Annotated in this window: 13 protein-coding genes; 4 read left to right on the top strand and 9 right to left on the bottom strand. The window is 56.0% G+C overall.

Features of this window, described 5'->3' with window-relative positions; translation table 11 throughout:
* Positions 1-28 precede the first annotated feature (28 nt).
* Complete coding sequence (locus ABH899_RS23615) at positions 29-1,336, top strand: DUF2515 family protein (protein ID WP_370001034.1); 1,308 nt, start codon at positions 29-31, stop codon at positions 1,334-1,336.
* A 155-nt stretch (positions 1,337-1,491) separates the two neighbouring features.
* On the opposite strand, the gene ABH899_RS23610 is transcribed toward ABH899_RS23615, so the two are convergent.
* The 9 genes from ABH899_RS23610 to ABH899_RS23570 form a co-directional block, all read right to left on the bottom strand.
* Complete coding sequence (locus ABH899_RS23610) at positions 1,492-3,153, bottom strand: putative polysaccharide biosynthesis protein (RefSeq protein ID WP_370001032.1); 1,662 nt, start codon at positions 3,151-3,153, stop codon at positions 1,492-1,494.
* Between the two features lie 75 nt (positions 3,154-3,228).
* Positions 3,229-3,951 carry a ThuA domain-containing protein gene (locus ABH899_RS23605; RefSeq protein WP_370001030.1) on the bottom strand — a complete coding sequence of 241 codons (723 nt, stop codon included), beginning with the start codon at positions 3,949-3,951 and terminating at the stop codon, positions 3,229-3,231.
* Between the two features lie 85 nt (positions 3,952-4,036).
* On the bottom strand, positions 4,037-4,513 hold the full coding sequence (locus tag ABH899_RS23600; protein ID WP_370001028.1) for a DUF456 domain-containing protein: 477 nt from the start codon (positions 4,511-4,513) through the stop codon (positions 4,037-4,039).
* A gap of 41 nt (positions 4,514-4,554) precedes the next feature.
* Positions 4,555-5,307: a Cof-type HAD-IIB family hydrolase gene (locus ABH899_RS23595; protein WP_370001026.1), complete on the bottom strand. Its 753-nt coding sequence runs from the start codon at positions 5,305-5,307 to the stop codon at positions 4,555-4,557.
* 98 nt (positions 5,308-5,405) lie between these two features.
* Positions 5,406-7,280, bottom strand: coding sequence for an asparagine synthase (glutamine-hydrolyzing) (gene asnB, locus ABH899_RS23590; RefSeq protein ID WP_370001024.1), 1,875 nt, complete (start codon positions 7,278-7,280; stop codon positions 5,406-5,408).
* Between the two features lie 603 nt (positions 7,281-7,883).
* Entirely contained in the window at positions 7,884-9,929 is a 2,046-nt protein-coding gene (locus ABH899_RS23585; protein WP_370001022.1) for a peptidoglycan D,D-transpeptidase FtsI family protein, read from the bottom strand.
* Positions 9,930-10,077: 148 nt separating this feature from the next.
* Positions 10,078-11,223, bottom strand: a complete 1,146-nt coding sequence (locus tag ABH899_RS23580; protein ID WP_370001020.1) for a transglutaminase domain-containing protein — start codon at positions 11,221-11,223, stop codon at positions 10,078-10,080.
* A 44-nt stretch (positions 11,224-11,267) separates the two neighbouring features.
* Positions 11,268-11,690: a hypothetical protein gene (locus ABH899_RS23575; protein ID WP_217558421.1), complete on the bottom strand. Its 423-nt coding sequence runs from the start codon at positions 11,688-11,690 to the stop codon at positions 11,268-11,270.
* Between the two features lie 57 nt (positions 11,691-11,747).
* Positions 11,748-11,903, bottom strand: coding sequence for a hypothetical protein (locus ABH899_RS23570; RefSeq protein WP_370001018.1), 156 nt, complete (start codon positions 11,901-11,903; stop codon positions 11,748-11,750).
* Between the two features lie 141 nt (positions 11,904-12,044).
* Here ABH899_RS23570 and ABH899_RS23565 point away from each other — a divergent pair, with 141 nt between their 5' ends.
* The 3 genes from ABH899_RS23565 (at position 12,045) to ABH899_RS23555 (ending at position 14,086) form a co-directional block, all read left to right on the top strand.
* On the top strand, positions 12,045-13,325 hold the full coding sequence (locus ABH899_RS23565) for an MFS transporter (protein ID WP_370001016.1): 1,281 nt from the start codon (positions 12,045-12,047) through the stop codon (positions 13,323-13,325).
* Positions 13,326-13,436: 111 nt separating this feature from the next.
* On the top strand, positions 13,437-13,532 hold the full coding sequence (locus ABH899_RS23560; RefSeq protein ID WP_016423559.1) for a hypothetical protein: 96 nt from the start codon (positions 13,437-13,439) through the stop codon (positions 13,530-13,532).
* Between the two features lie 206 nt (positions 13,533-13,738).
* Positions 13,739-14,086 carry a toprim domain-containing protein gene (locus ABH899_RS23555; protein ID WP_009673128.1) on the top strand — a complete coding sequence of 116 codons (348 nt, stop codon included), beginning with the start codon at positions 13,739-13,741 and terminating at the stop codon, positions 14,084-14,086.
* Positions 14,087-14,093 lie beyond the last annotated feature (7 nt).

Here is a 14,093-nt window from a genome sequence, read left to right as displayed (position 1 = left end):
AGTATTCCGGGGAAAAGAGGCTGCAACAATGAACGGCAACGGGGTCAAAGAGAACAATCCGCTCAAAGCGATCGGACACTGGCTGGCGGGTGTACCGCACACGATTACCCAGCTTGCATCGGGCAAACTGGCTTCTTTGCAGTCCGCGTTTCACTTGGGCCAGAGTGCCCAGAAACTTGTACCGGGCAAAGACAGTGTCAAAAGATTGCGCAGGACCTGGAAGGACCTCGCGGTACTGCCCGTAAGCCCGCTGGCTCCGGAGTTTTCCTTGTCCGCGCAGGAGCGGCGCCTCGTGGAGCGCATCCGCCTCGATACGCAGCGGAAAAACCGGAACAACGTAACCCGTACCCGGGCTTACTGGAACCTGTATGAGCAGCATCCCGAGCTTCATTGGGCCCTTCTCGCCCATATGGTCTCCCGCAACGGCGGCTGGAACATGACGGACCTGGAAGGGGAGTTTCTTCCCGCCCTGCTGAAACGTCCGGGACGCGAAGCTCTTTTCGCTTTTCTGGAGAGAGCGAATGCGCTCATATTCGGGGACGCTTACCCGCAGCTGCTGCTCTACGAGGAGTCGAAGCGGTCCGGCGAGCCTCTGTTTCACCTGCTCCCGGCCTTCGGGGTGTCCGTTTTTATGAGGCCCGTCTGGGAGGAATTCTGGGCGGTTCACGATCCGGTGCTGCTAACGGTCTCCCTCATCGTAAATGAACAACATTTTATAGAAAGCCGTGTCGTCAAACAGCAGTATTTCATTACGCATGTTATGGAAACGGCGGAATTTCAAGCCCAGGCGCTCCTTCAGCTGAATCAGGTTTTCTTTCCTTTCGCCCTGCACAAAGATCCTATGCACAAGTCCGCAGACCGCCTGAAATTGGCCGGTGAAATATTGGAAGACTTCACGGATATCAAGGAACGGATCGGATTCGGAAAAACGCTGTACGCCATCTTGTTCGGCATTCCGGCGGTCCACCAGGGCGTGGTGCTTTTCGCTTCCGCACATCCGCACACCGGCTCACGGGCGGACTACTGGCCGCATTTGTTCTCCCGCATCCGCAAGGACGCCCCCGGAGTCGGCGCAGCGGGCCCGAAGCTGGAAGGCTGCGAACTTAAGGCCGGAGCCGCGGGCATCTACAGTCCGGAGCTCGAACGCACGTGGAAAGACGTTCCGCTGACGGCTCCCGAGCCCGGGGACTGGTTTCCCGCGTATGCCGAGAGCGTGACGGGCTACTTTGGGGACATCGACGTCCCCGCTTTGTTCGAGATGAGCGCCGAATGCTGCTTCGGCCTCCATAAAATTCAACTGGCCGCCCTCGCGTCCACTCAGTTGAAAGGGGACTAAAAAACGCCCGGCGTCCCTTCTGCTTATGCAGAGGCACATCGGGCGTTTTTGAGGGGTTGGTCCAGCCGTCGCGGAGGCGTCCGCCGGGCGGCGCAGCGGGGCGCGAGGGCACAGGCCCCATCCCACGGGCTCGCAGACCGCTTGGCGCTGAAGCTTTATCCCCGGCGTCCGAGCACGCGGCCCGCCTTGGCATAAAGCTTCTGCAGCGGCGCGGGGAAGGTCTTGATGTCATCCTTCGTGACCACTTTCGTGACAAACAGAAGGATGACATAGAGCACGCAGGCCAAGGCGCCGATCAGGACGGCGTTGACGGTTGCGTTCACGACTCTCCACGGGAACAAGTGGAGATGCTCGAAGAGCAGCCGCTCCGCGAACACGCCTATCACCGCGACGACAGCCGTCGTGACGATCAGGCCGGTCCAGCGGCGCGGAGCCATGATGCGGAAGGTAACCACCTTGCGCATCACGGCCAGGTTAAAGGCGGACATGACGATGAAGCAGAGCATCGTCGAAGCCAGAATGCCGTAAATGCCGAGCCACGGCGATAGAATCAGGTTGCCGAGCAGCTTTACGGCTATGCCGAAGACGACACTGGACACGAGCGCGCGCATTTTGCCCATGCCCATCAGAACGGCGCCCGACGTCTGCATGATGATCTGGAACATCGCTCCCGCGGTCATCATGGCGATCATCGGAGGGCCGTACTCGTAGCCTGTCGGAGTGCCGCCGTAGTCGAACATGCCCGAAAGCGGGCGTGCCGCCGTACAGATCGCCAGAACCATGGGCAGGCCGGACAGGATAGCGAGCTGCATCACGCGGGAGGACTGGTTGCGGACCAGCTCCAAGTCCCGGCGGGAGTAAGCACCCGAAATAATGGGGACGACCGACTGGCTGAGCGCGATCGCCAGCACGATCGGCAGCCCCGCAAGCGATTGGGCCTGCCCGCCGAGGATACCGACGATATCCTTGGCTTTGGCTTCGCCGATCTGATCCCGCAGAAGCGGAATAATGGTGGAAGAGTCAATGTTATAAATCAGCGTAACCGTAATCGAAAAAATAACGATCGGAATGGACAATCTGAGCAATTGGCCGTAAATTTGCCCGTAACGGAGTTTTCCTCCCGATGGGCGGTTTTGACCGGTTTCCGTATACACGGGTTCGGAAACCGGCAGCGTCCCCCTGTCTTCTTTACGCAGCTTAAGCGCGAAATACAGCATGACGGCCAAGGCTGCGATTCCGCCGGTTACACCGCCGAAGGACGCCCCCGCCACGGCCCAGTCGAGCGAGACGCCCAGCAGCAGATAAGCGAGCCCCACCGCCGTAATCAGACGGACGATCTGCTCGATCACCTGCGAGATGCCGTTGGGCATCATTCTCTGGCGGCCCTGGAAATAACCGCGCATGATGGCGATCAGCGGGAAAAACAGCAGCGCCGGAGCGATGGCCAGCGTAGCCAGCGTGGCATGAGGATCACCGGACGATTCCGCATAATGCGGAGCCAGAAGGAACAGGATCGCGCACATGACAACGCCGGCTCCCACCGCGAATATCAAAGCGGCTTTGTAGATCCGGTTCGCTTCATCCATCCGCCCGAGCGCGGTCCGCTCGGAAATCATTTTGCTCAGGGCACTCGGAATCCCCGCCGTTGCGATAACCAGCAGATTGCTGTAGAGATTAAAAGCGATCGCATAACTCGCCATTCCCTCGTTCCCCAGCATATAAACGAGCGGAAAACGCTGAAATACACCGAGAAAGCGGGCAATCAAAGCCGCGACCGTCAAGATCAGAGTGCCTTTGACTAGCGAATCCTTAGACAATGTCGTTCCTTCTCCCCATACATAATAAGACCGGAAAAGGAGATCCTTTTCCGGACGTGATCGGCTGACGCCGTTTTACTTCGCCTGAAGCTTCTCCAAAGGCTGCGCGTTCCCGTAAACCGGCTTGGTCGTACGTACCGGAGCCGCCCATTTCACACCGTTTGTAATAACTTTCAGAACGTTCTCGTTGTAATAGGTCGGATACGTTTCATGACCGGGACGGAAATAGAAAATCCGGCCCTGCCCGCGGTGATAGGTGCAGCCGCTGCGGAATACTTCTCCGCCTTCGAACCAGCTGACGAAGACCAGCTCGTCCGGCGCGGGAATATCAAAATGCTCCCCGTACATTTCTTCCTGCTCCAGCTCGAAATATTGCCCGATGCCTTCGGCGATCGGATGGGAAGGATCCACGACCCACAGGCGTTCTTTCTCACCGGCTTCGCGCCATTTCAAATCGCAGGAAGTGCCCATCAGCTTTTTGAAAATTTTCGAGAAATGACCGGAGTGCAGTACGACAAGTCCCATGCCGTCCAATACGCGTTGGTGTACGCGGTTCACGATTTCATCGGCGACTTCGCCGTGAGCTTTGTGTCCCCACCAGATCAGAACGTCCGTGTCATCCAGAACCTCCTGCGTAAGCCCGTGCTCGGGCTGTTCCTGCGTTGCGGTCCGGATCTGGAAGGAGTCTCCCGCAATCCCCGCCGCAATCGCTCCGTGGATGCCTTCCGGGTATACTTCGGCTACTTTGGCATTCGTTTTCTCATGCACGTTTTCATTCCACACGGTTACTTTAATCATTTCGGTCTTCCTTTCCAAAGGAGAGATAAGGCGTATTCCGCGCGCTTCCGCAGTCCGCCTTTTTTGACGGGTATCCCTGAAGGGGTTAAATCCAAATGATAAACAGAATGATCATCAGCAGTTGAAGAACGACTTTGACGACAACGCTGGAGAAGAAACCGAGAACCGATCCTACCCCGACCTGGGCGGAGTGCTTAAGGTTCGAGCCATGGATCAGTTCGCCCAGCACAGCGCCGATAAAAGGCCCCAGGATAAGCCCGAAAGCCGGTATGACGAACGGACCGGCGAGCAGACCGATCGTGCTTCCCCATACGGACGCCTTGGAACCGCCGAATTTCTTGACGCCGAACGCACTCACGAGATAGTCGGCGATAGTGATGGCGATAACGATCGCCGATTGGATCAGCCAGAACCAGAAGCCGAAAGGTTCAAAGCTGAAGAAAAACCCGTAGACGAAAAAAGCTCCGAAGATAGCGAGCGCACCCGGAAGAATAGGAAAAATCGCACCCAGCATCCCGACGGCAAACAGCAAAATAATGAGGATCCATCCCAAAATAGCCATGTCTTCTCATCCTTTCTTCCCGAAAAACGTCCGCGGTTATCTTAATGGGCGGATAACGGGTCCAGCACGTATTCCTGAATGATTTTGGCGACCCCGTCCTCGTCGTTGGTAACCGTAACAAGGTCGGCGATACGCTTCACGCCGTCCTGGGCATTGCCCATAGCTACGCCCAGACCCGCCGCGCGGATCATCGCGATGTCGTTCTCGCTGTCGCCCATGGCGATAACCTGCGACATCTCGATGCCGAGAAGCTTGCAGACTTCTTCGATGCCGCTCGCTTTGCTGATTCCTTTGGGGTTCAGCTCCAGATTGTCCGGATGGGAGTTCGTGATTTCCAGCTCTCCCCAGCGGGCCAGCTCTCCGCGGATGATCTCCAGGCTTTCTTTATTTTCCGTGTAAAAGCCGAATTTGAGCCACTCGGGTTTGGTGATATCTTCCGCCCAGTTATCCCGGTTGTACATGCCCTCGACCGAATAAGCCCAATACCAGGTATCGTGCTCAATCGCCAGGTCGTACATCCGTTTGACCAGATCCAAATCAAGCAGCGTACGTTTCAGAAGGTCGTGCGGAGCTTTCCAGACTTCGCTTCCGTTAACGGAAACGATCGGGGTTTCCAGCTTGAGCTCTTCCGCATAAGGAAGGGCGCTTTGCACGCCGCGTCCGGTCGAGAAAATAACGGTGACTCCCGCTTCCAGAGCCGCGTAAATCGCTTCCCGGTTCGCCGGGGAAACTTGCTTTTCTTCGTTAAGCAGCGTGCCGTCCATATCCAATGCTACCAGCTTATATTGACTCAAAATGTTTCCTCCTCCAAGCTTTCCTTCAGGAAAGCCGCTTCGTAAGTATTGCCCCAGACTCCCGGGAGGGGAATCTGGAGCTAAACGAAACTTTTATGTCAGAACGCGGCTACGGTTTTCTTCGTGGTTTCTTCCATGTAGGTCGCGTGCCAGAGAGCGAACATGTAAATGGTCCACAGACGGCGTGCATAATCGCCCTGTCCGTCCTGATGGAGCTTGGCCATTCTTTCGACCGCGTCGATTTTTACATAGTCTTCGATGCCGCTCGCTTTAATCTGCTCCACCATGGTGGAGCCCGTCGGCCCTTTGAGCCAGTCGCGCAGCGGAACCGGGAATCCGAGCTTCGGACGGTTCAGGATGAAATCCGGCACGATGCCTTCCATCGCTTTGCGGAAGATATGCTTCGTGGTTCCTTCGGCGATCCGGTACTTCGTCGGGATGCGGCGGGCAACCTCGAACAGCTCCTTGTCGAGCAGAGGAACGCGCAGCTCCAGGGAATGGGCCATTGTCATTTTGTCCGCTTTCATAAGGATGTCGCCCGGCATCCACAGATTCATGTCGATGTACTGCATCCGCGTCACGGGATCCTGATGCTTCGTCTTGTCGTAATATTGGGCGGCAATCTGGAACGGATTCTGATATCGCTTGAACATCTCGCTGTCCACGCGCAGCACTTCCGCCTTCATATCCTCGGTGAAAATTTTCGCGTTGCCGAGGAAGCGCTCCTCCAGCGGAGTCGTTCCGCGAAGCAGGTAATTGCGGCCCTTCATGCCCGCGGGCAGCATTTTCACCAGCCGGTGGAGCATGCGGCGTACGGAAAGCGGCAGGCTCTCCAGCGGAGCCAGCGACAGAGGCTCCCGGTAGATCCGGTAGCCGCCGAACAGCTCGTCCGCGCCTTCGCCCGACAGCGTCACGGTAACGTGCTCACGGGCAAGCTGGGCCACGTGGTAGAGCGCGATGGCCGAAGGGTCGGCAACAGGCTCGTCCTGATGCCAGACGGCTTTCGGCAGCGTGTTGAAGAAATCTTCGCGCGTGATGATCTTGGAGTAGTGCTCCGTACCGAGCGCTTTGGCCGTTTCGGCCGCGATCAGGGTCTCGTTGTTCGTACCTTCGAAACCGACGGAGAACGTCCGGATAGGCTCGATCTGGCGCATATGAGCCGCAATCGCGGTCGAGTCGATTCCGCTGGACAGGAAGCAGCCGCGCTCCACGTCGCTGACCATGTGATGGACGACGGAATCTTTGAGCGTTTCGCGGATTTGCTCCACATACTCCCCGAAGGGGCGGTCCACCGGATCGAACATCGGATCCCAGTAGCGGTGAATCGACATTTCGCCGTCGAAGGACGCTTTTATGTAGTGCGCCGGCGGCAGTTTCTGAATCCCCTCGAACATCGTGTTCGGTTCAGGGACGTACTGGAACGTCAAGTAGTTCATCAGGCTCTCGGTCCGAATGGACGGACTTACGCTTCCCGATGCGACAAGGCTTTTGATCTCGGAACCGAACAGCAGCTGCCGGTCGTTGTACTGATAATAAAAAGGTTTGATGCCGAAATGATCACGGGCGGCGAAGAGCTGCTTCTTGCGGCGGTCCCAGATGGCAAAACCGAACATGCCGCGAAGATGCTTCACGCATTCTTCGCCGAATTCTTCGTACAAGTGGACGATGACTTCGGTATCGCTGTTCGTCCGGAAAACATGGCCGCGGTCCTGCAGCATGCTCCGCAAAGATTTATAATTGTAAATTTCCCCGTTAAAAATGATCCAAACGGATTCGTCTTCGTTGCAAAGCGGCTGATGGCCCTCCGCAATATCGATAATCGACAGTCGGCGGAACCCGAGCCCGATCCGATTCTCTGTCCAAAAGCCCGAGTCGTTCGGGCCGCGGTGATGAATCACGTCCGTCATCTGCTGAAGCATGGATACGGATGGCTCTCTATCTTCAAAATACATAATACCGGTGATACCACACACGAGTGATTCACACCTCCACTAAAGCTACAACTAGTCTTGTTGTTATTCGATAAACTAGTATAGCACACCCGGTCGCCTTTCTGAAAATGAAAACTCGCGGCCCCCTTTAACCGCGGCTTTTGGAGCGTGCCGGAGACGCTTGAAATTCCTTGGAATAGAAGCGTCTCCGCCTTTTTCCGGGGACCGCGGGCAGCCCTCGTTTACAAAAAGGCAATAACCCACATGAGGCGTTTAACAGATGAAGCCAGCCTCCGTTTTTTCATATCCACCGCCCCTTTTCCTTTATACACAATTGTTGGTATCAGGCAACTTTTGAAGCAAAAAAAACCGGGTTCCTGCTCTCAGTCTATGTCCCTTCCCGTTAGAAGTGACAAACATGAGCAGGTGCCCGGTTTGGCGATATGGTCTGGCGGCCGGTCATGCCGACGGTTTTGCCCGCCGGCCCGGCTGTACCCGTGCGGGCAGCAGCCTCCGCGAACACGGCAAGCTACCGCGCTCTCCGTGTCCGGGGAGTTCGTCTCCCCACACAGTCTCCCGACAGCCCTCCGGGCGTCCACCGTCACGCGGAGCCCCAGGCGAGGAGGCTGCACGCGGTGTCCCGGCCTAATGCTTGGCTGTGTCGTCCGTCTTGCCGCTGGCCGGTCCGCGCGGGGTGCCGTTCAGGCCGATATATTCGTCGTACGCGTCGAACATTTCCCTCGCGATCGGAGCGGCGCCGTAGGAGCCGTAGCCCCCTTCCGGGACGACGACCGCAACGGCAAGCTTCGGCTTATCGGCCGGAGCGAACGCGATAAATACGGCGTTGTCCACCTCTTTGGAGCCGATCTGCTGCGTGGACGTACCCGTTTTGGCGGCTACGGTGTAGTTGACGCCGTCGAAGCCCTGCTTGCTGACTTCCTTCATGCCTTTGAAAATCGTGTCCCAGTACTGGGGCTTGAACGAAGTTTCCTCGCTGAGCACAACGGGATCGAACTTCTTGATGGTTTCGCCTTCGTAGGTCGTGATGCGGTCCACGAACAGCGGCTTCATCCGTTTGCCCCGGCTGGCGAGCATGGCGGTGTGCTGGGCGAGCTGCAGCGTGGTCGACTTCTCGTTCTGCCCCCAAGACGCGTATACGAGCGCGGACTGCTTGCTGTCCAGCTTCGCATTGGCAAGTGACTCGTTGGAGCCCGCATACTCGTTAGGAAGGCCGCTTTCCGTAGAAACGACGAGGCCGAACCGCTTCAAGTAATCGTCCCACACCTTGAGCCCGTCCTCCCGGTCAAAATACAGCCGTTCCCCGATCAATGCGGACATAAACGTATTGGAGGAATGCTTGATCGCATCGGCGGCATTGATCGGACCGAACGCTTTGCGGCCGGAGTTCCAGATCGTGCTTTGCGATCCCTTTTTACCGAACGAATAAGAGCCCCGGTCGTTATAATAATCGTTCACGCCGAAAAAGCCTTCTTTGAGCCCGACAAGCACGGTCAGCGGTTTAATCGTCGAGCCCATGTACACGATGGAATTGGCGTGCTTTTTCAGCTCGTTCTCCGGATAATCCGGATAGGCCGTCGTAATCGTCCCGTTGTTGACGAACGGCTGGATTTTTTTGTACTCCGTCGTCTTAATCCCGCCGGTCCATAGGTTGGGGTCGTAATCCGGCATGCTGGCCATGGCGACGACACGTCCCGTATCGACTTCCATGGCGACGGCGTAACCCGAACGGGCATTGGGCGAATAGCCGTAGGAGCTCGATTTCGGCTGACGCAGGTAAGCCAGATGATCCATAATTTTCTGTTCCGTGCGGTTCTGGATGTCCTTGTGAATCGTCAAGTACAGGTTGTTGCCTTTTTCGGGCTTCGTGATGGACACGGGCCCGATAATTTTCTGCGAGGAGTTCACGGGATATTTCTTATAGCCGTTCTTGCCGCGCAGTTCTTCCTGATACATCAGCTCAAGCCCGTCATAGCCGACGTCTTCCGTATCGAGATATTCGGCCGTGTTTTCTTTGTTTTTATAAAAGCTGAGCCCGTATTTGGATTCCCTCGCGGTCGAAAACTGCCGCATGTATCCGGTCAGCTGAACCGCGATTTTATCCTGGTCGTAGGTCCGGATGCTCTCTTCCATCACTTCGATCCATTTGAATTCATCCCGGTGCTCCAGCAAATAGGACACCTCTTCCTTCGTCAGATCGGCTTTGATCCTTCTCGGAATGGAGTAATAGCTCGGCGCCTTCGTCTGCTGCTGGTTGATATCGTAGCCTACGTCCATCAGCTCTACGATTTCCTCGGGCGTCAAAGGTTTGGCCGTCTTGGAACCGTACTGCTGGAAAACGTCCGCAAGCTTACGGGCGAGGCCGATTACCTCTTCCTTATTGTTCTGCCCCGATTCAATCCGGAAAAAGACGGACTGGACCGGAATCGTATAGGCAATGGGGTAGCTGTTGGAATCATAAATATTGCCCCGGATCGGCGGGATGGGAGTTTCCCGGTTGGTGGCCGAGTTCTCCTCTTCCGCGAGCCTGTCTCCTTCGACAAACTGGAGGATGGCCAGACGGACGATCAGAACGGAAAACAAAATAAACGTCGTGAAAAAGAACAAATTAATGCGAACAGAGAAACGCGTGCGTTTAGAGGAATCCGGTTTTTCTAAATCTTCGTTGTGCATCTTGCTTCCTTCCTTGTGTCCTTTTCTATCCTTGCTCTATCTACCAGTTTACCATAGACATGTACCGCTAGAAAAATGTAAGAGAATGGGAGAATTAATTTCTTATGGTTCCCGCAAAAGAAAACCGCCCCCATAAGGGAGCGGTCCTCTAAGCTTCACGGATATGCGTCTGATTAAAGTTGGACGGGTTAAACCAGTCGCCTCCGCTGGAAAACCAGGTGGAATCGAGCGGAATCCATTTCTTGGAATCCGCCAGGTATACCTCGTTCCAGGCATGCGGACCGTATCCGCCCCGGCCGTCGTACCCGAGGCCGGTCACCACTTTCACGTCGAGACCGACGGAACGGGCCATAACGGCGTAGAGACGGGAATAGTCGATGCATACTCCTTTGCGCGTCGCAAACGTATCCTCCGGCGTCTGTTCCTTCCAGATACGCTGCTGCTCGTAAAGCTCGACTTTGTTCCAGTCGTATTCGACCCGGCTGCCGACCCATTTATAGAGCAGCTCCGCCTTCTCCTCGTCCGTCTTGCCTGCCTTCGTGACTTCCTGGGCGGCCGCGGAAATATTGTTCGGGATGTTCGCGTCCAGAACCTCGTATTTACGCTGCAGAATCTGGCTGAATTCCTGCTCCACGGCCCTGGTGAAGACCGGCACCTGGTTTTGCAGAAAATCGCCCGTAAACGGCTGGATGACTTCCTGCGCGCCTTTCTGGTACAGGGACGAAGCCTGGATATACCCTGTGGGCTTCGCCTGCGGGAACAGCGTCACAAAAACAAACAGCACGGCTACGACGAGCAGGGCCCGCCAAACGCCCGTTACGGACCCGATCAGTCCGCCTGTCGCCGCGCTGATGACGGAAGGGCTGTTCTCCCGGTCCCAGCGGCTTTGCGCCCATCTGAGCAGAACGGGATCGACGAACCAGTAAAGAGCCTGACGGATAATCAGATAAGCCAGCAGGAACAGGACGCCGAAGCGGAACAGTTCAAAGTCGCGGATAGCCGTAACCGCCGTATAATACGTCTGCTTCCAGACGGGCATTTCCTGGGCGGGTATTTGAATGGCAAGGCTGCTCAGCCAATTGCGGACGGGGTCCGAAACCAGGGTCGCCGTCTGCCAGGCTAGATAGATGGCCACTACCGTGATCAGAATTCCGCAGACCATATGCAGCAGATGCTTGGCAGAACCGGAGGCTCCGCGTATGATGCCTTGAATGGCTGAAACGATCACGATGAGGATAAGTGCAACCGAGATGAAATTGATCGTCGTGTCCCCGGAAAACAACGAGGTAAACATAGGCAGGCGGGCCTCCTTTTACACACATATAACTTCGCTTTGTATTATTGGCCGGCGTTCTTCTTCGCCTGCTCGACGAATGCGCGGACCGCTTCTTCTGCTTTAACCTTAAAAGTCTGGTTCATAAACGTGACGGACACTTCGGACGAACCGGGTGTTCCTACAATTTTAACATTTTTGGTCGCGGCTGTATAAGTACCGTCCGGGTTGGCCGTGTAGGTGGCATCCTTCGCCTCGTTCTGCACGGCTTTGACCGCTTGACTGCTGAGTTCGGTTAACGCGGCGTTTCCGATACTTTGCAGCGTTTCCTTATAGTTGGCTCCGTAAACCACCAGCGCCCCCACAATGGCGATAACCAGCAGCCACTTTACCACGGTTTTGACGAGACTGACGACGACCAGTAGAACGATGACAGCCACGAGAATCAGCAGCCAGCGCTCCTGAAAAAACGCTATCCAGGCATCCATTTCCTTGTATATCCCCCTTTGTAAAATAAAATACCGGCTCCGCCCGGCGGAAAGCTTTTATTCCTCTTCCCGTTTTCTGCGGAGCTCCTTCAATTCCTGCCGAATCTGTTCTTCGCGGTCGGTTTCCTGCTGCACGCTCCGTCTCGTTTTCAGAAATCGGATAACGGCCAAAGCGCCGAGCGCAGCCAGCAGAGCGACGATGAACCGGTCCATACGGCCACCTTCTTCCTTTCCTATTACGTGCCTGAACGCTAACGGTAGCATAAGTACGGGACAAGGGGCGTACATCTAGAAAAGACGAACGGAACCGAGAAGTTGTTTCGCCAGCAAAAATAACGAGGCGGTGTGCTACGTATGAAAACGGCAATATGGCTCTATTTCTTCATGTTTGTCGCATTCTTCGACTTACATGCCCAATACCCCATTCTGACACCCTTCGCCCTGTCCCTGGGCGCGGCGCCTTCTTTTATCGGTCTGATCATGGGCATGTATTCCCTCACCCATCTCCCCGGCAATCTTCTTGCCGGATACGGGGTCGATAAATACGGAAGCAAGCTCTTCATCGTGTTCAGCCTGATTGTAGCAGGTATCGTACTTATCTTTCAATCGCAGGTTAAAGACCCTTGGCAGCTTCTGATGATCCGTTCCATCAGCGGTTTCGTTCTCGCCTTCCTGTCTCCCGCCTGCTTATCGATGCTGGCCAAAATCGCCAAAGACAGCGTGCACCAAAGCAAGCTTATGGCCGGAAACGGGCTGATCCACACGCTCGCTTCCGTCGTCTCGCCCGCTGCCGGCGCCTATCTCGTCGCCCAGTTCGGCTTCACGGCCTCCTTCACCCTCCTCGGCTGGCTCCTTATCGTGACGGGGCTGCTCTCCATTCCGTGGCTGAAAGAAACGCGCCCGGAAGCCGCGGCTCCCCCGCTTCACACGGGGACCGGTTCCGCAGGGATAAGCGTATCCGCCGCCATGTCCCGCAAGCCGGGAAGCGGCGGCACGGAAGCCGCCGCGCCGTCACCCGGTTCGCAGGGCACCGGACGGAAGGCTGCACAGCTTCATGCGCCGGCAGCGGACAACTCCGGAGGTCTTGCCGGAGGCGCGGACAAAATCCCGTGGATGTTTTATTTCGTTCCGCTGGCGATTTCTTGTTCGCAGGGAATTTTGTTCTTCGAGCTTCCCCTGATGAAAACAGCCCAGTCTTCGCTGCTTACTTCCGGCCTTTTCTTCTCTCTGATCAGTCTCGGCGCTCTCGTTACGCTCAGCATGCTGTTCCTGAACCGGATACCGCCCGCCCACCGGACCGTTTCCGGCGCTCTTGCCCTGGCGGTGCTTTTCTTCGGTCTCGCGGTGGACTGGCCGCTTCCTTTGACGGTCACCCTGTTTATGATCGGGATGGCCAAAGGCCTTATTTTCCCGTCGCTCGCAACCCTGCTCGCCGGAATAACGAGCAGCAACCGTTACGGGAGAGTGTTCTCGCTCCTCTCCATCGCGTACTCCATCGGCGCTTTTATCGGTCCGATGGTGGCGGGCAAGCTCCGCGACTCCATCTCGCCTTACTTCATTGCGTTCGTTATCCTCATGGCCGCCCTGACACTGCTTCCGTTCCGGGTTCTGAGACAGAAGCCCGCGGCTGTCTGAGAGCCGTCCGTCTCATTTCACGTCCGATTTGGGCAAAAGCACAGGAATTCCTTCTCGCGGCGCCATAAGATACAGGAGCAGGTGATCTTCTAAATAAAGGAGTGAAGACGAATGGGAGCAGTCGGCGGATACGGCGGTTGGACTTCGACGGGAACGATTCTCGTTCTGTTCATTTTGCTGGTTATCGTTTCGCGCACCTTCATCTAACCCTAAAGCGCCTGCAAAAGGCGCGAAAGACGGCTTGAGCGTTCAAGCCGTCTTTTTGCCGTTTCGACATTTCCCAGGAAATGCACATCGTTCTTTGCCGATCGGACTATTTGTGAGCCGGAATTCTGTCCATTATAATAAATATCAACACGTATCTGCACCTTGAACAGACAAGCGGAATGAGCTTGAACGGAGGAACCGGGAATATGTCTATCGCCATTATTGTAGAGGGAAAAAACGACCGCAGCAGGCTTAGGCGTCTGCTCAGCAGTGAAGTGGATATATACTGTACATACGGGACTCCCGGCACCGAAGCTCTGGAACAGCTGAAGAAAAAAGTCGGGACGAGTGAAGTGTATGTGTTTACCGACAACGATTCTTCCGGCAAAAAAATCCGCGGCCGCCTCCGGGACCTGTTCCCGGACGGCGAGCAAATTTACACGAGACGCGGATACGCGGGCGTGGAAGGCACACCCGAGGAATACTTGATCCAGCAACTGGAAAAGGCAGGGCTCGAAGAATACATTGTGTATCCCCCGGCTCCTGCCTTGTAGGTTCCGC

This window comes from Paenibacillus sp. RC84, from assembly GCF_041260495.1.
Classification (GTDB): Bacteria; Bacillota; Bacilli; order Paenibacillales; family NBRC-103111; genus Paenibacillus_F.
This window is presented reverse-complemented; position numbering and strand designations above follow the sequence as displayed.

Excerpts from the sequence above, each read along its gene's own strand:
- ABH899_RS23615 (WP_370001034.1), top strand. The coding sequence starts at position 29 with ATGAACGGCAACGGGGTCAAAGAGAACAATCCGCTCAAAGCGATCGGA.
- ABH899_RS23605 (WP_370001030.1), bottom strand. The coding sequence starts at position 3,951 with ATGATTAAAGTAACCGTGTGGAATGAAAACGTGCATGAGAAAACGAAT.
- ABH899_RS23600 (WP_370001028.1), bottom strand. The coding sequence starts at position 4,513 with ATGGCTATTTTGGGATGGATCCTCATTATTTTGCTGTTTGCCGTCGGG.
- ABH899_RS23585 (WP_370001022.1), bottom strand. The coding sequence starts at position 9,929 with ATGCACAACGAAGATTTAGAAAAACCGGATTCCTCTAAACGCACGCGT.
- ABH899_RS23580 (WP_370001020.1), bottom strand. The coding sequence starts at position 11,223 with ATGTTTACCTCGTTGTTTTCCGGGGACACGACGATCAATTTCATCTCG.
- ABH899_RS23575 (WP_217558421.1), bottom strand. The coding sequence starts at position 11,690 with ATGGATGCCTGGATAGCGTTTTTTCAGGAGCGCTGGCTGCTGATTCTC.
- ABH899_RS23570 (WP_370001018.1), bottom strand. The coding sequence starts at position 11,903 with ATGGACCGGTTCATCGTCGCTCTGCTGGCTGCGCTCGGCGCTTTGGCC.
- ABH899_RS23565 (WP_370001016.1), top strand. The coding sequence starts at position 12,045 with ATGAAAACGGCAATATGGCTCTATTTCTTCATGTTTGTCGCATTCTTC.
- ABH899_RS23560 (WP_016423559.1), top strand. The coding sequence starts at position 13,437 with ATGGGAGCAGTCGGCGGATACGGCGGTTGGACTTCGACGGGAACGATT.
- ABH899_RS23555 (WP_009673128.1), top strand. The coding sequence starts at position 13,739 with ATGTCTATCGCCATTATTGTAGAGGGAAAAAACGACCGCAGCAGGCTT.